General features: G+C 48.9%; 16 protein-coding genes. 8 read left to right on the forward strand and 8 right to left on the reverse strand.

All coding sequences use genetic code 11. The features are described 5' to 3' along the window. Positions 1-75 precede the first annotated feature (75 nt). The 6 genes from Q0537_RS03095 (at position 76) to Q0537_RS03120 (ending at position 6785) form a co-directional block, all read left to right on the forward strand. A complete protein-coding gene (locus tag Q0537_RS03095) occupies positions 76-435 on the forward strand; it encodes a hypothetical protein (RefSeq protein ID WP_177387463.1) in 360 nt (119 codons plus the stop codon). Beyond that, entirely contained in the window at positions 436-1350 is a 915-nt protein-coding gene (locus Q0537_RS03100) for an HAD family hydrolase (RefSeq protein ID WP_299225008.1), read from the forward strand. Between the two features lie 933 nt (positions 1351-2283). After that, positions 2284-2529, forward strand: a complete 246-nt coding sequence (locus tag Q0537_RS03105; protein ID WP_177387432.1) for a DUF2018 family protein — start codon at positions 2284-2286, stop codon at positions 2527-2529. After that, positions 2529-3521 (forward strand): polyprenyl synthetase family protein, encoded by a 993-nt coding sequence (locus Q0537_RS03110; protein ID WP_299225010.1) that lies wholly within the window; start codon positions 2529-2531, stop codon positions 3519-3521. The genes Q0537_RS03105 and Q0537_RS03110 overlap by 1 nt, the downstream gene beginning before the upstream one ends. Next, positions 3521-5077: a glutamyl-tRNA reductase gene (hemA, locus tag Q0537_RS03115; protein WP_299225012.1), complete on the forward strand. Its 1557-nt coding sequence runs from the start codon at positions 3521-3523 to the stop codon at positions 5075-5077. The genes Q0537_RS03110 and hemA overlap by 1 nt, the downstream gene beginning before the upstream one ends. Beyond that, entirely contained in the window at positions 5067-6785 is a 1719-nt protein-coding gene (locus Q0537_RS03120; protein ID WP_299225014.1) for a proline--tRNA ligase, read from the forward strand. Before hemA ends, Q0537_RS03120 begins: the two co-directional genes overlap by 11 nt. Positions 6786-7342: 557 nt before the next feature. Here the strand turns inward: Q0537_RS03120 and Q0537_RS03125 are convergent. The 8 genes from Q0537_RS03125 to Q0537_RS03160 all read right to left on the reverse strand — a co-directional run bounded on the left by Q0537_RS03125 (position 7343) and on the right by Q0537_RS03160 (position 15089). After that, entirely contained in the window at positions 7343-7750 is a 408-nt protein-coding gene (locus Q0537_RS03125) for a hypothetical protein (RefSeq protein ID WP_299225016.1), read from the reverse strand. 459 nt (positions 7751-8209) lie between these two features. Further along, positions 8210-8677, reverse strand: a complete 468-nt coding sequence (locus tag Q0537_RS03130) for a hypothetical protein (protein WP_299225018.1) — start codon at positions 8675-8677, stop codon at positions 8210-8212. A 379-nt stretch (positions 8678-9056) separates the two neighbouring features. Then, the gene (locus Q0537_RS03135) at positions 9057-9635 is read right to left on the reverse strand and encodes an NAD(P)H-dependent oxidoreductase (RefSeq protein WP_299225021.1); all 579 of its coding nucleotides are present in this window, start codon (positions 9633-9635) and stop codon (positions 9057-9059) included. A 138-nt stretch (positions 9636-9773) separates the two neighbouring features. Continuing rightward, entirely contained in the window at positions 9774-10391 is a 618-nt protein-coding gene (locus Q0537_RS03140) for a Type 1 glutamine amidotransferase-like domain-containing protein (RefSeq protein WP_299225023.1), read from the reverse strand. Positions 10392-10764: 373 nt separating this feature from the next. Then, a complete protein-coding gene (gene lpxD / locus Q0537_RS03145) occupies positions 10765-11715 on the reverse strand; it encodes a UDP-3-O-(3-hydroxymyristoyl)glucosamine N-acyltransferase (RefSeq protein ID WP_299225025.1) in 951 nt (316 codons plus the stop codon). A gap of 31 nt (positions 11716-11746) precedes the next feature. Next, a complete protein-coding gene (gene ilvN, locus Q0537_RS03150; protein ID WP_298081850.1) occupies positions 11747-12217 on the reverse strand; it encodes an acetolactate synthase small subunit in 471 nt (156 codons plus the stop codon). Then, positions 12214-13914: an acetolactate synthase large subunit gene (locus tag Q0537_RS03155; protein WP_299225028.1), complete on the reverse strand. Its 1701-nt coding sequence runs from the start codon at positions 13912-13914 to the stop codon at positions 12214-12216. The genes ilvN and Q0537_RS03155 overlap by 4 nt, the downstream gene beginning before the upstream one ends. Before the next feature lie 455 nt (positions 13915-14369). Next, positions 14370-15089 carry a helix-hairpin-helix domain-containing protein gene (locus Q0537_RS03160; protein ID WP_299225030.1) on the reverse strand — a complete coding sequence of 240 codons (720 nt, stop codon included), beginning with the start codon at positions 15087-15089 and terminating at the stop codon, positions 14370-14372. Between the two features lie 112 nt (positions 15090-15201). Between Q0537_RS03160 and pta the strand changes: the two genes are divergently transcribed. Then, on the forward strand, positions 15202-16800 hold the full coding sequence (gene pta, locus Q0537_RS03165) for a phosphate acetyltransferase (protein WP_299225032.1): 1599 nt from the start codon (positions 15202-15204) through the stop codon (positions 16798-16800). Further along, complete coding sequence (locus Q0537_RS03170; protein ID WP_299225034.1) at positions 16800-18032, forward strand: acetate kinase; 1233 nt, start codon at positions 16800-16802, stop codon at positions 18030-18032. Before pta ends, Q0537_RS03170 begins: the two co-directional genes overlap by 1 nt. Positions 18033-18198: the final 166 nt, after the last annotated feature.

Genomic DNA, 18198 nt, shown 5'->3' on the forward strand with positions numbered 1-18198 from the left:
AATATAGTTTTATAATATGCGTAATTTTGCCAAAATTTCGAATTTTGCTATAATGCGCGCTTTAATTAAGGAAAAATCATGCAAATCAAAGAAAAAGATGAGCGCGTTAAATATATCCGCGCGTTAGAACGCTTCGTAAAATCAGCCGTAGCACTGCTAAAGCGCGAGGATTTCGACGCAGAGCTTTTTGCGAAGCGAATAGCTAAAAACTATGAAATTTTATCTAAAGCGGCCGCTACAAATCTCGATAGTCCCTACACCAAGGCACTTGAGAGCTTTGCTAAAAACGTCCTTGATGCTAGCGAGGCAGGACAGATCAGCGATGCCGCGTTTAGATCAGCGCTACAGCATGAAGCAAACGCTCTGCAAAAGCTCAAAAATAATAAGAGTTACAAAAAAGACAAGCACAAAATCGATTTTTTAAAGGATTATTAGATGAAAACCGTGATTTTTGATATGGATGGCACGCTGCTCGACTCCTCGCGCGCGATCGAAATCAGCGTCAATAACACTCGCCGCGAGCTCTACGGACTAGCGCCGCTACGAAAGAATCTCATCGTCCACACCATCAACGATCCGAGCAAGAACGCCTTTTTGGAATTTTACGGCAAAACCGAAGCGAGCGCCGAAGAGCTTGCTTTTTTCGAGAAGGAATTCGTAAGCAATTACCGCGATTTCGCCGTGCTTTACGAAGGTATCGAAGATCTTTTGCACTCGTGCAAAAAAGCAGGATTTTTTCTTGCAGTCGCCTCCAATGCGCCTTCCTATACCCTAAGCGCGATCTTAGAAAAAACGGGGGTGCGCAGGCTATTTGATCTGGTCGTAGGCGCTGACGAGCAGATGCCCTCAAAGCCTAACCCTGCGATGCTGCTACACGTAATCGCACGCTCGCCGCACAAAAACGCGATTTTTTTAGGTGATAGCAAAAAGGATGAGTTAGCCGCACTTCGTGGCGCGGAATTTTTACAAAATTTAGAATTTCAAGGCGGCAATGACGGCAAGAGCTTAAATGCTAGCCGTGACACGAGTAGAGAGAATTTCAGCGCTAGCAGCGGAAGCTTAAGCTCTTGCGGCGAAAATCTTAACTCAGATGAAAAATTCCGCCCTAACGACACAGATGCTGACGGGGCGGCAACGCTAAGCTTTAAAGGCGCTAAAATTTCCGCAAAAGCAGAAGCGACGGAAAGCGCACAAGCTGCAGCAGCGCGATGTTTTCGGGCAAACTTGGCAGATCTAAGAGGCGCAAAACTTGAGTATTTGCAGGTATGCTGGGGGTTTGGCGAGCCTAGCGAACTAAGTCGCAATGCCCTAAGCATCACGCAAGCGCGCGAAATCATCGGCGGAATTTAAAGTAGCCTAGCTTTTGAGGCATAGCTAATTAAAAGTAGTATTGCAGCATGGCAAAATCACGCTTAGGCTCTTAAAATAGAGCAAATTCCATCTTCGCGTGCAACGTAAGCGAGGTTAAATTTAAAAATAATCCTTGCGCAGAAAATTCCGCTAGCACGAGAAACCGGGATTTCATCTGCGCGAGTGGAATTTAAAATTTTAAAAGTAGCTTTTGTGGTGCGCGATTTTATCTGCGTAAAAAATGAAAATCCTATTTGTAAAAGGTGACGGAATTCTAAATTTAGAGATACTCTCGCAGATTAATTTAAAATTTGCCTCGAAAACCAGACTTAAAATTTAATGCCAAACGCGATTTTGGAATTTTGCTGCGTCCATGAAATTTCAAATTCTCGCAAAGCGGCGGAATTTTAAAATTTTAAAAAGCCTGATCTGTGTTATACACACGATTAGATTTTGTGAGAATAGAATTTATCCGCCGTGCAGAAATCAAAATTTTACCGCACAAGCAAAGCGAAAATCCTCTCCGGCTGCGCGAAATTCAAGAATTTTACCGCTCAAGTAAAGCAGAATTCTGTCCGCTCACAAGAAATCCAAAATTTCACCCGCGCCACGGAATTTTAAAATTTCCGCAAAAATCAAGCCGCTTATCTGTAAATTTAAAATTCCGCCTATCTGCAAAGTTTCGCGTTTAATCCGCCACGCTACCAAGATTAAATTTTTAAATTCCGCTCGCTCTGCCTATCTCGCAAACAAGTAAAATTTTAAAATTGCGAAATCTAAAGCCCAAAATCCCGCGCTTAAGCTTAAAATTTACCGAACGCAAGCGCAAAATCTGCGTAATCGCTCCTGTTTTAAAAGCCCCGATAGTTTGCCGCGCCCTAACCTAAATTAAATTTTACATTTGCTATAATCGCGAAATTTTAAGGAAGGTAAATGGATATTTTTGAAGGCAGCCCAAGAGAGAAATTTTTTGAAATTTTATCCGCTGCAAGCCCTACTTTGGTGCAAAACGAAATCGAAGAAGCTCTAATCCGCCTAATCGCCTGTGAGCGGCTCTGCGAAGCGCGCGGTATTAGCGAGCGCGAGATCGAAAGCTTCATCGCGCAGCAGGATCTACAAGACGAGCTAAACGACAAATTTTTGCAAATGAGCGGAAATATCCTAAGCAATAACGAATAATGCAAGATCAAATCGATTTAATTATGAAAAGCTTCATCGCAGACTGCGGATACGAGCCCGCTGGCGAGATGTTTGACAGGCTAAGCCCCGGCAAAAAACTGCGCTCCAAGCTGCTGCTAAACATCGCGCAAAAAGATGAAAAATCGCTGCGTCTGTGCGCGATTATCGAGCTCATTCAAGCCGCGAGCCTGCTGCACGACGACGTCATCGACGAAAGCTCGGTGCGCCGCGGCAAGCCCTCGATCAACGCCACCTACGGCTCCAAAAATGCCGTGATGCTGGGCGACATACTCTATTCCAAGGCATACTTCGAGCTTTCTAAATTTGAAAACCACATCGCCGCCGCGCTTTCGCTCGCCGTCACGAAGCTTGCTGTGGGTGAGCTAATGGACGTGAGCTTAAGCGACGATTTCAACGACGATGCGAGCAAATATCTGCAGATGATCTATCTAAAAACCTCCGCTTTGATCGAAGAAGTCGCGCGCTGCGGGGCTTTTTTGAAATTCGGCGGCGCGGAAAATCGCAGCGAAATTTCAGATATTAACGGCGCAAAAAACGAGGATAGGAATCCGAAAGCCGCGAAAGATCATGATAAAATTTCAAGCGCGAGCGCAAAATTCGGCGAATACGGCAAAAACCTTGGGCTTGCCTTTCAGATCATCGACGATATTTTAGATGTGACGCAAAGCTCAGAAGTGCTCGGCAAGCCGAGCTTGAGCGATTTCGCGGAGGGTAAAACCACTCTGCCCTACATCTATTTATACGAAAATTTAGATGATGCACAGCGGCAAAAGCTAAAATCGTTTTTTAAAAAACAGCTGCGCGAGAGCGAAATTTCATGGATAAAAGCGAAGCTTAGCGAGCACGGCATCATCGAGCGCTGTATAAACGAAGCTCGCGCCTACGGGCAGAAGGCGCTCGAAGCCGTGGCGGAATTTAAAAACGACAAGCTGGAGCAAATCGTGCGAGATATGATAGATAGGGAGTTTTGATGGCGTATATGAGCGTGAGCTTCACCCACAAAAACACGGATATCACGGTTCGCGAAAAACTTTCGTTTTCAAACGATGTGCGCAAGAAAGAAATTTTGCGCCTTTTGGCTTCGAACTCCGCGATAGAGGAGTGTTTGGTGCTAAGCACCTGCAACCGCGTAGAAATTTTCACCGTCGTAAGCGACTTTGATGAAGCGCAGAAATTTGTGCTTTTGGCACTTTCGCGTATTAGCGGCGTGAGCTTTGAAGAGCTGCAAAACCTAGCCGACATATATGAGGATCGCGGCGCGATACACCACCTTTTCGCCGTCGCAGCATCTCTTGATAGCCTCGTAGTGGGCGAAACTCAGATCGTAGGCCAGCTCAAAGACGCCTATAAATTCGCGATGCAAAACGCTCGCGCCGGCGCGCAGATCGCAAGAGCGATAGATGAAGCGCTAAAGTGCGCGGCGCGCATCCGCAACCAAACCGAAATTTCAAAAAATCCGATCTCGGTCTCAAGCGTCGCCGTGGCGATGGCAAAGGATAGACTGGGCTCCTTGCAGGGCGCGGACGCCGTGGTAGTGGGCGCGGGAGAGATGAGCGAGCTAGCGTGCAAACACCTGCTCGCAAACGGCGCTAATATCACGATCTTGAACCGAAATTTAGCCGGTGCGCAGAGGCTAGCCGCCTCGCTACTTGGCGAGAATTCCTTGGATGCGAAAAATTGCGCGGATGAAAATCCAGGCACAGGAAAAAATTCAGACGGCTTAAATTCCGGAAATATCGCGAATTTCGCGGGCGAAAATCCCGCGCAAAAACAAAATTCCAAAGACGGCGTAAATTTTAATAAAGAGACTTTTGCAGACAGCAATGAATCTCGCATAGCAGGCGAAAATCCAAAGGACGATAAAAATTCTGCCCCTTTAGCGAATTCCTCCGCGCAGGCGCAATCCCGTATTAAAATCGATAGCCTTGATAATCTCAAAAAATATCTAAACGTAAATAGCCTATTTTTCAGCGCTACGGGCTCGCAAGAGCCGATCATTACCGATAGCTTGTTAGAGCCCAAAAGCTTTAAGCGATATTTTTTCGATATAGCCGTGCCGCGCGACGTAGAGCTCACCCAAAGTGAGGACGTCGAGGTTTATAGCGTCGATGATCTGGAGGAGATCGTAAAGAAAAATTTGCTGCTTCGCGAGGAGCAGGCGCAGATCGCTTACTCGATCGTGGCAAAATACACGAACGAGTTTTTCAAATGGCTCAAGGCGGCGGCATCCACGCCGATCATCAAGGCCTTGCGCCAGAGCGCGAAACAAGTAGCCGAGCTGGAGCTAGCCAAGGCGCTTAAAAAAGGTTATCTAAAGCACAGCGATGCAGAGGAGGCGCGCAAGCTGATCCATCAGGTTTTTAAAGCGTTTCTGCACGCTCCGACGGTAAATTTGAAAAACCTCGGCGAAGCGGACGATGCTGAGGGCACGGTAAATGCGCTAGTAGAAATTTTTGAACTGCAAGAAAACTACGAAAAATTTTTAAATCAAGAAAACGAAAAAAAGGACAAACAAAATGAAATTTAGCAAGCTTTTCGCTCCGAGCCTAAAAGAGGCTCCCAGAGACGCGGTACTACCTAGTCACGCGCTTTTGATCCGCGCGGGATTTATCGAGCAGCTGGGCAGCGGGCTTTATAATTTTTTGCCGCTAGGAAAGATAGTGCTGGAGCGGATCTGCGCCGTCATCAGGCAGGAGATGGACGCTGCGGGCGCGCAGGAGGTCTCTTTTAGCGTCGTGACGTCTGCGGATGCGTGGAAAAAAAGCGGTCGTTACGCCAAATACGGCAAGGAGCTGCTGCGCTTCAAAGACCGCAAGGATAACGACTTCGTGCTAAGCCCAACCAACGAGGAGGCAGCGGTTTTGATGGTAGCGGATAAGATCACGAGCTACAAGCAGCTGCCGCTAAATATCTATCAGATCAATACGAAATTCCGCGACGAGGCGCGCCCTCGCTTCGGGCTTCTGCGCGGACGCGAGTTTACGATGAAGGACGCTTATAGCTTCCACGCAGACGCTGCGGATATGAAGCGTGAGTTTGAGGTGATGAGGCAGGCGTACTCGCGGATCTTTACGCGGCTTGGGTTAAATTTCCGCGCGGTCGATGCGGACAGCGGCGCGATCGGCGGCAGCGGCAGTAAGGAATTTATGGTGCTAGCGGACAACGGCGAGGACGATATAATCGTGTGCAAGCGCTGCGAGTATGCCGCAAACATCGAGGCTGCGCGCCGCGCGCCCAAAACTACGAACGCCGCCGCGCCCGAGACCGACGGCATGATGAAATTTAAAACCCCCGCGATGAAAACGATCGACGCAGTCGCGGAATTTTTCAAAGTGGATAAATTCTACACTATCAAAGCGGTGATCAAAAAAGCGCTATACGAGGATCGCAGCGAGATCGTAGCGTTTTTTATCCGCGGCTGCGACGAGCTGCAAGAGACCAAGGCGCAAAACGCCTGCGGTGCGCTGGAGCTAATCGATGCCAGCGAGGAGGAGATCACGCAAGCGGGCTTTACGGCGGGCTTTTGCGGACCTTTCGGGCTCGGCGAGGGGGCGAAATTTTATATCGACGCCGAGCTAAAAGGAGCGCGCGAGATGATCGTGGGCGCAAATGAGCCGGATTACCACTACGTGGGCGCTAGCGTGATAAATTTTAACGAATCGCGCTTTGCGGATCTCGCCGCTGTGAGCGAAGGCGATGCATGTCCGTGCTGCGGCGGCGAGCTTAGCATCACGAAAGGAATCGAGGTAGGCCATATCTTTCAGCTCGGCACGCGCTATTCAGAGCCGATGGGAGCGCGATTTTTGGACGCAAACGGCAAGGCTCGTGCGTTTTACATGGGCTGCTACGGCATCGGCGCAAGCCGCCTTATCGCCGTAGCGATCGAAAGCAGCCATGACGAGCGAGGCTGCATCTGGCCGCGCGAGCTGGCGCCTTTCGAGCTTGAGATCATCATCTCAAATCACAAAGACGCGGCAGCGGTAGAATTTGCCGAGAAACTGTACGAGCAGTGCCGCGCACTGGGCGTTCGCGTACTGCTAGACGATCGCGCGGAGCGTTTCGGCGTGAAGATGAACGACTTCGAGCTGATGGGCTTTCCGTACGCGGTGCTCGCGGGCAAAGCCCTAGCGGAGGGAAGCGTCGAGTTCATCACTCGCGCAGGTCTAAAACGCGAAAGCGTAAGCGCGGATGAAATTTTAAGCTTTATCGAGAGGAAATTAATCGAGAAAAATTAGGAAGCGTGTGAAAATTTAGCCTTAAATTTGGGCTAAATTTTGCCACCTATTTGAGAAATTTACAGACCGATTTTTCCTACATTGCACAGCGTGAAATTTAATAAATTTACCGCGCATGATGTCGAAGTAAAACTTAGGCACAACGATAAAATTTATGCTTAAGCTGCACTGCCATTTCACTACAGCTAAATTTTGAAGTATGAGTTTGTGACCAAGATTTCATCGACGGCCAAACCACCATCCAAAAGCGAGTAAATTTTAAAGCACCGACTTGACCGCGCAAATAAAAAATAAAGAGTGCGCGTTTCTGTCGCTCCCCGCAGGAGTTGCCAAAAACAAAATTCCGTGATAAAACTCTGGTCTCTACCCGCCCTTTTTCAAAACGATTTTAAAAAGTAAAATTTAAACCGCGATTTCACTTTCTCTATTTCGCTCTTTAAATTTAAGATTTAAATTTTGCGGCGCAACTGGCGTGTAAATTTAATCAGCGCACAAAAGCCGATCAGAAATTTTACCAGGTTAAAATTTTGCCTAAATTTATTCGGCGACGACCGAGTTTAAATTTTATTCGTAGGTTTTTCGTAGTAGCCCCATTTGGCGCAGTATTTTTTCCTTGCTATCCGAGTCAAAACGATCTGAATGATCAAAAGCGCAAGCGTACCGCCGCCCCATTTCAAATATGTGATTTTATAGGAATCGGATATGGTATTGTAATAAAATCTGGTTGCAAAAGCATAATCGTATTTTAAAACCATTTGCCCGTCTTTAAGGGCGATCTGCCGTGCAAGGTCGGTATCGCCCCTGACCCTTTGGTACCAAATTTTTACGTCCTTGTCGTATATCGCGGCCCTGTATCCGTCTATCTGTGTACCGTAAACATCTAAATAAAAACGCCTCTGTTTAAGCGCGCCATCCACCAAATTTAACTTATAATAACTAGTCCCTCTGCCCTTATTCGTTTGCACATATATGACGCGCCCCTCTCTATGGTCTGCAAATCCTCTGGGCTAGAAGGTAGCACCGCGGTGTAGGACATATACAGCGCCGCGCCCGCGCCAAGGATAAAAAACAGCAGCACGCATCTTAAAAGCGTATTCATCTGATTAAAGCTAGCGATCTTTTTTCATCGTATTTTGTATCAAAAAACATCAAAGCTCTTTTGTTTAAAATTTTATCTCGGCACTTCATCCTGGCGCGCCGTAGCGGCAGAAAAGCGGAGCTACTCACTCCAAACTTTCACGATCTTTAAATCCGCACTTCTGTAGCCAATACGGTTCGGTTTTTCCGGCGCCGTGCGCGATACAAGGCGCCGCTTCTGCCAAAATTTAGCTTGGATTTTCATTCATTTTCATTCGACGAAGAGTAAATTTAAAAGCTAAATTTAAAAAGCGCGCGAAAGAAAATATTTCTCTTTTTAAATTCCGCTAAAATTTCATCCAAAATGCGGCAAGCTCGTAGCCGCGGGGCCCGCCCAACCCGCTTAAGCTTTCAAACGCAAGCGTAACGCCGCTGCTTAAGTCTAGCTTCAAACCTTCATCTGTTGCGAGCTCGCGATACTCGATCCGCTCGCAATCTAAAGCGTCTTTTGCCGCCGCAAGATCGATGGGAGCAGGGCAGCCCGATAATATCCAAGGCTCGATTTCGATTTGCTGCGCCCTTGCGCCGCCGAAATTTAGAGGCTCGCTTCTGAAATGATCCGAAAAAATCATAAAAATTTCGTCCCGAAAAAAGTGAAACTCAAAGGCGCCGTATCTTAAAATTTCAGCTCCCGCGCTCTTAAAGCTCGCATCCGCAGGGCCGAACATCGCGGCGATCTGCGCGCAGCTCAAGCCCCTTTCTACGCCTGCAAACTCGCCCGAGCGAAAGAATTTAAGCATATCAATTTTTAACATTTCGCTCCTTTGGCGACGTTTTAAAGATACTGCGCGCAAGCAAAGCCTAATGAAATTTAGCGTCTGCGCCGTAAATAAACGGACAGGCGCAATCAAAAACGCGCGGGCGCGTCTGCATTAATTTTACTCGCTAGGCGCGAAATTCTAATACTGCGCTCGCTATATGAGCGAATACGGATGCCAGTGCCGCCGTTACAAACCATACTTTTGGCTTCATATCGCACCACCGCTTGCGAAGTGGCAAACCCGCGTAGATCCGATATTTACCGATTAAAATTTCACAAACGACGTAATATCCGAACTTAAGAAGCGATTTTATAATCCGTTTTAGCCCATCTGGCGCTGTATTGCGAGTAGATAACTCTTGGGTCCGTTAAGGCTAGCCGAAAACCCTTTTTAGATGCGCTTCGTAATCTCTCATAAAACGCTCTACGTCCGGGTTTTTAACGACGTCGTTGCACATAAAAGTAGGCAGCCTCTTTGTGCCTAAAAACTCGTTTGCTTTATGAAAATGCAAATAAACGCCGTCCACGCCCACGTCCTCGAAAAAATCGCCTGGTTTGTCAAATGCCTGAAGCGGCGCATTCCAAGTGACGCTTAGCATGTGCGATTTGCCCTTTATCAGTCCGCCGGTGCCGTATCCGTCATTTGGATTTGCGCTGTGTCGCCCGTCGTTTGCCACTATCTTGCCTATGCCGCCCATAAACACCTCGTCAACGTACTTTTTGACTAGCCAAGGCTCGCCCATCCACCACGCGGGCATCTGCCAGATCACGGAGTCCATCCATAGAAATTTCTCCACCTCGCCCTCTAAGTCGTAGCCCTCATGTATCGTGGTTTCGCGCGTTTCGTGCCCTATGGACTTTAGCGTCCTTTTTGCTAGCTCGTGCAAGGTTTTACTTAGCTTGCCGCCTTTGCCGTTAAACGGCGCTCCGCCGTTGATAAGTAGTATTTTCATTTTAATCCTTTGATTAAATTTATTCGTTAGCGACACTCGCACACCTAAGTTAAAATTTCACTTCGCAGCTCTATGCGCAAATGTAAGCATAAATTTTACGAAACGTTTAATTACTAAATTTTACTTTCACGCTGCAGTTTAGCGCCCTAAAATTTCAAATTTATCGCCGTGCACCGCGATCGCTTCGGCGTTATTTATCGGCGTCAAATTTAGCTTACTGCCGTAAATTTTTAAAATTTCGGCTGTGCTTTGCACGAAGGGCTCCTCGCCGTAGTGCGGCACGGGGCAAAATTTAACCAGATCAAGCCCCGTTTGCGCCGCGGCCCCGTAGTCGCCCGCATCGTCCATCACGCTTGCGTACTCCACGCTGGGAGCTGCGATCATCGCGCCCGCCGACTCACCCACGTAGATGAGCTCGCCGCTTCGGACGCGACTGGTGATGAGGCCTGTAAGACCTTTCTTTTTAAGTTCGCGCAAAAGATAAAATGTGTTGCCGCCGCTTACGTAAAGCATCTGTGCCGCGCCGATCTTTGCCTTCGCTTCGGCCTCGCTCGCTTTGGAAACGTCTAAAATTTGAACCTCAAAACCCATTTTGGCAAACGCCTCTTTCGCCTCGTCCACGTAGCCTCGGTACTCCTCTACGTTTGCGGCGGTCGGGATAAAAAGCACCTCCTTGGCACGGATATTTTGCCTCGCATAGTCCTCAAAAAGCGTCGCCGCACCCGCAAAATAGGAGCATAAAAACATCTCTATCATTGTTTTTCCTTTCATTAAATTTGCGCTGATTTAAAGCGCTCGTAAAGCTTGGCCGCAATGACTGCGAGCAAACGTATTTCAAAACGAGTAGATCAAATTCTACCGCGCCCACAAAGCAAGCACACGATGAAAAATGGCGCGGGCAGAATTTCGCCGATAAAAGGGCAAAATTTACCGCCGCAGCGGTTTGCAAACTATACAAAAACCCAAACGGCAACGCAAACCACTCCACAATCGCCAACTTCCTGACGGTTTCAAACTTCACTAAAACGACGCGAACCGATCAAATCGAGCTGGCTAGAGGAGTCGATCAGAGCGAACGATCAAAACGATCAAATCAAGCCGATCGATCTAATCAGCCAAGGCAAAACGGCTAGTGCTTTTTATCTTTAAAAAATCTAACGATCTTAGCCTGTAGCTTGAACCACTCGCCAAGCTCCATTATAGGATGCCCTGCGTAGTTTTTGCCGCCCGCTAGATCCTTGCTTATACCGCCGCGCGCCGCGATCTGAGCGAAATCACCCACGCTTACGTGCCCGCCGCTGCCGCTCTGTCCGCCCATCACGACGTTGCGTCCAAGCGTCGTCGAGCCCGCAAGCCCAACTTGAGAGACGATGAGGCAGTTTTGCCCAAGCTCGCAGTTGTGCCCGATTTGAACGAGATTGTCGATCTTGCTGCCGCGCTTAACGATCGTCGAGCCGAATACCGCGCGATCGATCGTCGTGCACGCGCCGATTTCGACCTCGTCTTGCAGCACGACGTTGCCGTTGTGATAAATTTTAACATGCTCGCCCGTTTTGGTGTGCGCGTAGCCGAAGCCATCGCTTCCGATGACGGCGTTTGCGTGGATCACGCAGCGCTCGCCGATGATCGTGTCGTTATAGATGACGGCGTTTGCGTGGATCACGCAGCCGCTTCCGATATGCACGTCATCGCCGATATACGCGCCGCTTAAGATAACGCAATTCTCGCCGATCGTGGAATTTACGCCGATATGCACGCTCTGCCCGATCTGCGCGCTGGCGGCGATCTTTGCGGGCGCGCCGCTGCGAATGAGCGGCTTAGCAAAATGCGCGCTTAAGATAGCAAAGGCTAGATGCGGATTTTCGCACTCCAGCGCTCGCACGCCGCTTGGGGCTACGGTGCCGCACTTTACCAATACGGCGGCGGCTTTGGTGGCGGATAAAAATTTCTCGTTTTTGTCGCTATCGCAGTAGCTCAGCTCGCTTTGCCTTGCGTTTTGAAGCGAATTGATCGCGGTGATCTCCGCGTCCGCTCCGTTAAGCTCTATGTTTAAAATTTCGGCAATTTTTGATAATTTCATTTGCGCTCCTTTGATTAAATTTTATCGCCGCTTACATATCCAGCGCGACGCTGCCGCCGCGGACGACGTCGATCGGATTGTATTTTTTTATCGTCTTTAAAAATCCATCGATGCGGTCTGCGTCGTCGCACGCCATGATGACGATCTTGCTGTCGTCGCTGTTTGCGATGCTGCCGTTGTAGGCTTTTAAAACCGCATCAAGCCCCGCTAAATTTTCGCCCAGCGCGATCTTTACCAAAACCATCTCCTTTTCGACGAATTTTGCATCCTCGATGACCTTGTAGACGGGGATCAGTTTATGAAGCTGCTTAGTGATCTGCTCTATGACGCGCTCGTCGCCCGAAGTGACGATGCTAAGGCGCGATAGACCGGTATTTGGGATCGGCGCAACGGTGAGGCTGTCAATATTATAGCCGCGCCCCGCAAAAAGCCCCGAGATCCGCGATAAAACGCCGTGCTCGTCAGTAACGACGACCGAGATTATTCTTCTTATGCTATTCATCTTTGCGACTCCTGCTCAAAAATCATATTATAAAGCGCGCCGCCTGCGGGCACCATCGGCCAGACGTTTTCGAAGCGATCGATCTTGGCCTCGATGACGCTTACCTTTTTGCTCGCAAGAGCCCGCTTCAGCGCGTCCTTAAATTCCGCTTTGGTGCTAACGCTAAAGCCCAGGCCGCCGAAGCCCTCGACAATCTTTACGAAATCAGGCTGCGAGCTAAGATCGGTCGATGAGAAACGCTGCCCGTAAAATAGGCTCTGCCACTGCCTCACCATACCTAAGAAATTGTTGTTTAATACGATATTTACGACGTTTAGACCGCTCGCGCTCGCCGTCATCAGCTCTTGGATATTCATCAAAATCGAGCCGTCGCCGCTGAAATTTATAACGGGTCTATTTCCCGCATAGGCCTTCGCGCCCAATGCCGCAGGGAGGCCGTATCCCATCGTGCCCTGCCCGCCGCTACTTAGCAGAGTGCGCGGCTTGCAAAACGGATAAAACTGCGCAACCCACATCTGATGCTGCCCCACGTCCGTAGCGATGATAGCGTCCTCGCCCGCGATTTTTGCGGTACTTTGTATAACCCACTGCGGCTTTAAAATTTCATCGCTGTCGTTAAATTTAAGCGGGTGAATTTCATCGTATTTGCGGATGAGCTCGCGCCACTGCTCGAAATTTGCAGGGCTGACCTCGCTTTTAATACGCGGCAGCATCTCCTCTAGCACCGATTTCACGTCCCCCACGATCGGATAATCCGCGTTTATAATCTTAGAGATCGAGCTAGGATCGATATCGACGTGGATGATCTTTGCGTTTTTGCCAAATTCGCTAAGCTTACCCGTGACGCGATCGTCAAATCTCGCGCCCAAGCAGATTATCAGATCAGACTCGCTAAGCGCCATATTTGCGGCGTAGCTGCCGTGCATTCCAACCATACCTAAATTTAGCTTATCGTCGCTTCGCACCGCTCCCAGCGCCATAAGGGTTTGCACGACTGGGATCTGCGCAAACTCGCTAAGCTCGCGAACCAGCTCGCTTGCGTCCGCGCTAATAACTCCGCCTCCGATGTAGAGAATGGGTTTTTTGGAATTAGCGATTAGCTCGACGGCTTTTTTGATCTGCTTAGCGTTACCCTTATAATTCGGCTTGTAAGTCTGCATCTTGATTTCGCTAGGATATTCAAAAACTCCAAGCTTCGCCGTTACGTCTTTGGGAATATCGACGTGCACGGGTCCGGGTCTGCCGCTGCGAGCGATGTAAAAGGCCTCTTTTAAAATTCTAGGCAGCTCTTCGATCGTTTTAACTAGATAGTTATGCTTGACGCAGGGGCGTGAAATTCCGATCGCATCGATCTCCTGAAAGGCGTCGGTGCCGATAAGCGAGGTCGCCACCTGACCGCTGATAAGCACGATCGGGATGCTGTCGCTATACGCCGTAGCAAGCCCTGTAAGCGCGTTCGTAAATCCAGGACCGCTTGTGACGACGGCCACGCCTACCTTGCCGCTAGCGCGCGCGTATCCGTCCGCAGCCATCGCCGCGGCCTGCTCGTGGCGCACCAAAATATGTCTGAAGTATTTTTGTTTGTAAATTTCATCGTATATGTTCAGCGCCGCGCCGCCCGGGTAGCCGAAAACAACCTCAACCCCCTCCTGCCGCAACGCCTCCACGATCATCTGCGATCCGCTAATTTCTTTCATACGCCCATCCTGTTTCGTTGGAATAATTTTATGATTATATTATTTTGTAAATTAAATTTCACGAATTTTAGGCGCTAAATCGGGTAGAATTTCAAATTTAATAGCGGCGCGGACGGGGCAAAATTTCGGAATTTAGCGAGAGTAGAAAAGGCAAATTTAAAATTTAGCCATAAATTTAAAACGGACGGGATGTTCGGATTTAAAATTTTAAAGTGCAGATTTTATCTTGACAAAATGCGGCGCAGAAGTTTTAACGTAAAATTTTGGCTTGAAATTTTACCACGCGAGGCTTGGATTAAATTTACAAAATTTTTTGAAATTTTATCGTAGCGTGGAGCGACGCCAGCGTAAATTTTAAATTCTACGTTACGAAATTTTAAAATTTAGCCGTAAATTTAGGGCGGGCGGAATCTCGATTATAAAATTCTAAAATTCCGCCCACGTAAAATTAAATTTTAAAATCCTCTATCTACCTGCACGCCTACGCCCACGCTAGCGCAGTTGCCGCTTTGCGGATCGCAGTCACCGAAGCTTGTGACACTACTGGATCTTTTCGAGCGGATTGTTCCCATATGCATAGGCACCGGCATGTTACGGCGCGAGCTTCCGCCAATCTCGCTATCGCTCATACTGCTAGAACTTCTCCTGCGAGAATAATCATCACGCGGAGGCGGTGGCGGAGGAGGCGGTTTTATACCTCCGTGCGGAGGTGGTGGCATGCCGCCAGGAGGCGGGGGAGGAGGCGGCATCATGCCGCCGTGCCTACCATATCCTGGCGGAGGAGGCGGCGGTAAAGTACCGGTCTCTGTGATCGTGATGCCATTGCCGTAATTTTCAACGCGTCTGTAAGTAGAGCCTCCGTAAACCGTGCGGGTGCGGGTCTTTTCGACCACGACTATGTCTCGATCAGGCTGCACCGGCTGCTGCACGTTAGCTCTAGGCGATATTTCAAAGCTCTTCTGCAGTTTGGCGGTATCGTAACTTGCAAAGCCGTTGATACCCTTTAGCTCATCTGCACTTGAAATTTCGCGCTTTTGGCGGTATTGCATAAGCATATCCGCCCTACCCGCATCAAGCCCACCGATCGTCATCAGCTCGTAGCGACTAGCTTCGTTTATGTTGATTTTCGCCGCGGCGAGGCTCACTAAAAGAGCCAAAATCACTAAATTTTTCATGTGCGCTCCTTTGTTGGAAGTTACCAAATTCTAAACCCTCACGATAAATCTTTGATTAACACGCAAGCAAAATTTTGCTACAATTGCCTATCTTATTTAAAAGGACCGATCAATGAACGGAATTTTGCTGCTATGCGACGAGCCTACCGCCTACGAATCCGAGCTAAAAAAACTAGATAAAATTTTATCCATGAGCTTTCACAACGTTTTGCAACTTTGCATCGCTGGCGACAATGCCCTTTTTAGCAGGAGTGAGCTTGAAAAAGCGCTCGCAAACGGGCAGGATGAGCGCGTGCGAAAGGCGGCGATAGAGCGCTTCGCACAGATTTTAGAGCAGTGTAATTTTGTGCTGGTTCATAGCGTAGCGGGGGCCGATCTGCGCGAACTAAATTTGCAAATCGCAAAGGATCTAAATATCCCCGTTTGCGGATTTTATCCTAACGAAATTGCCGCGCGCATCGGCACGCGCTTGATCACCGCAGCAAAAGCGGTAAGCTTTGCCAGCGTATATGAGGATAAAATTTCATTTTCCGCGCTAAGACCTGCACAAGAGGGTGCAAATTCTAAAAAATCGGAGCTTTGCGGCAAAAATTCCGCTTGCGAAAGTGATGCAAAATTTCACGACGAAAATTCTGCTTGCCAAAGCGGCGCGATAGAGCTTGATAAAGTCGTTGCCGACAAAAGCTACTTCACGGACGCTGCAAACTCCACGCGCTGTGAAATTCTAACTCCGTTGAAATTTGAAAGCAAGCTCTACGCAAAGGCTCGCGCGAACGTTAAAACCGTCGTGCTTCCAGAAAGTGATGACGAGAGAATTCTGCGCGCAGCTGCGATTATAAAACAAAGCGGCGCTGCAAATTTGATCCTTTTAGGGCGGCAAGACGAAGTGCAAAAAAGCGCGCGCGAGCTAGGTCTCGATCTAAGCGGCGTTAAAATTTTAGATCCGCAGACGGATGCGAGCTTAGAAAAATTTGCGCGCGATCTTTATGAGCTTCGCAAGGCAAAGGGTATGAGCGAGGCGCAGGCGCGCGATTTAGTGCGCGATCGCACCTACTTTGGCACGATGCTTGTGTATGAAGGGCTAGCCGATGCGATGGTAAGCGGCGCCGGCACGACTACTGCGGAGACGATCCGCCCCGCACTTCAAATCATCAAGACAAAGTCCGGCATCGCGAGCGTTAGCGGTGCGTTTATAATGTGCCTGGATACGCAGGCTCTGCTTTTTGCCGACTGCGCCGTAGCGCCGAGCCCGAGCGCAGAGTATCTGGCGGGTATCGCGATCTCAAGCGCTGCGACCGCAAAGGCGTTCGGGTTTGAGCCGAGTGTGGCGATGTTAAGCTACTCCAGCGGCGATAGCGGCAGCGGCGATAGCGTGGAATTTATCAAAACGGCGACGCAAAAAGCGCGTGAAAAGGCGCCCGAGCTTTTAATCGACGGACCGCTGCAATTCGACGCAGCGGTTGATGCAGCGGTTGCCAAGAAAAAGATGCCAGGCTCCGCGGTCGCAGGGCATGCGAACGTATTTATCTTCCCTGATCTTAACTGCGGAAATATCTGTTATAAGGCCGTTCAGCGCACCGCAGGCGCCGTGGCGATCGGGCCGATTCTGCAGGGCTTAAAAAAGCCGGTAAACGATCTAAGCCGCGGCTGCAAGGTCGCCGATATCGTAAACACGATACTTATCAGCGCCATTCAAGCAGGAGAGAATTAATGGATATCCTAGTCATAAATTCCGGCTCGAGCTCGGTTAAATTTAAATTCCACGATATGCTAAATCACGCCTGCATCGCGAGCGGGCTCATCGAGGAGATCGGCTCGACGCACGCAAGCGGAAGCATCAATTGCGCCAACGGACGAAGCATAAAAGTTGAAAACGAGCAAATTTCAAATCACGAAACCGCGATCGCAATCGCGATTGATCTTTTAAAACAAAGCGGAGTAATCAAAGATCTAACTCAAGTAGGCGGTATCGGGCATCGCATCGTTCAGGGCGCGGATTATTTCGACGCTCCCGCGCTCATAGATGAGGACGTAATGGCTAAAATCGCCGAGCTTGCGCCGCTTGCGCCGCTACACAATCCCGCAAATTTAGCAGGCATCAAATCCTGCCTGAAGATCGCTCCTAAAATTCCAAACGTAGCGGTTTTCGATACGATCTTTCATCAAAGCATCCCGCCTTATGCGTATATGTACGCGCTGCCGTATGAATTCTATGAAAAATATAAGGTTCGTCGCTACGGCGCGCACGGCACATCGCATTGGTTTGTCTCGACAATGGGAGCGAAATTTTTGCGTAAAAAATACGAAAACTTCAACGCCATTACGCTACATCTTGGCAACGGCTCGAGCGTAAGCGCCATAGAAAACGGCAAGTGTATCGACACCTCGATGGGGCTAACGCCGCTTGAGGGGATCATAATGGGCACCAGATGCGGCTCGATCGATCCTGCGATCATCCCATACATCGAGCGCGTCGCGGGCTACAATGCGCAGGATATGGACGCCATAATGAACAAAAAAAGCGGACTTTTGGGCATCTGCGGCGCAAGTGATCTGCGAAAGGTATATGAAAAGATGGAAGATGGCGAGCCGCGCGCAAAACTTGCGTTTGAGATGCTCGTTTACAGCGTCGTTAAGATGATAGGGGCGTATTATGCCGTGCTCGGGCGCGTGGACGCTTTGATCTTTACCGGTGGTATCGGCGAAAATGCACCGCATTTTAGACAAAATGTTTGCGAGAAGCTCGCTCATATCGGCATCGAAATCGATGCGACAAAAAACGCCAAAAATACCGGCTCGATTAGAAATTTAAGCGCAGTAGATAGCAAAATCAAAACGCTCGTAATTCCCACCAACGAGGAACTTGCGATCGCTGAAGCTACGGTCGATACGATCAACAAAAACTCCGCGCAGATCGACTATCAGAAATACTCGGAATTTTAAATTTGATCTAGCGGGATTCCGCGGTTATTTCGCGAGCAGCAACGCCAACTTGCTTTTTTGTTAGGCAATTAAATTTTAAGCTTTGGCTGTGAGCTTGCGTGAAATGAAAGGGCTTTCTTTATTTTAGTGGCTTTCTGGCTAAGACGACACGAGAAGTTGCTATGCT

This window comes from uncultured Campylobacter sp. (genome assembly GCF_938017775.1).
Lineage (GTDB): Bacteria > Campylobacterota > Campylobacteria > Campylobacterales > Campylobacteraceae > Campylobacter_B.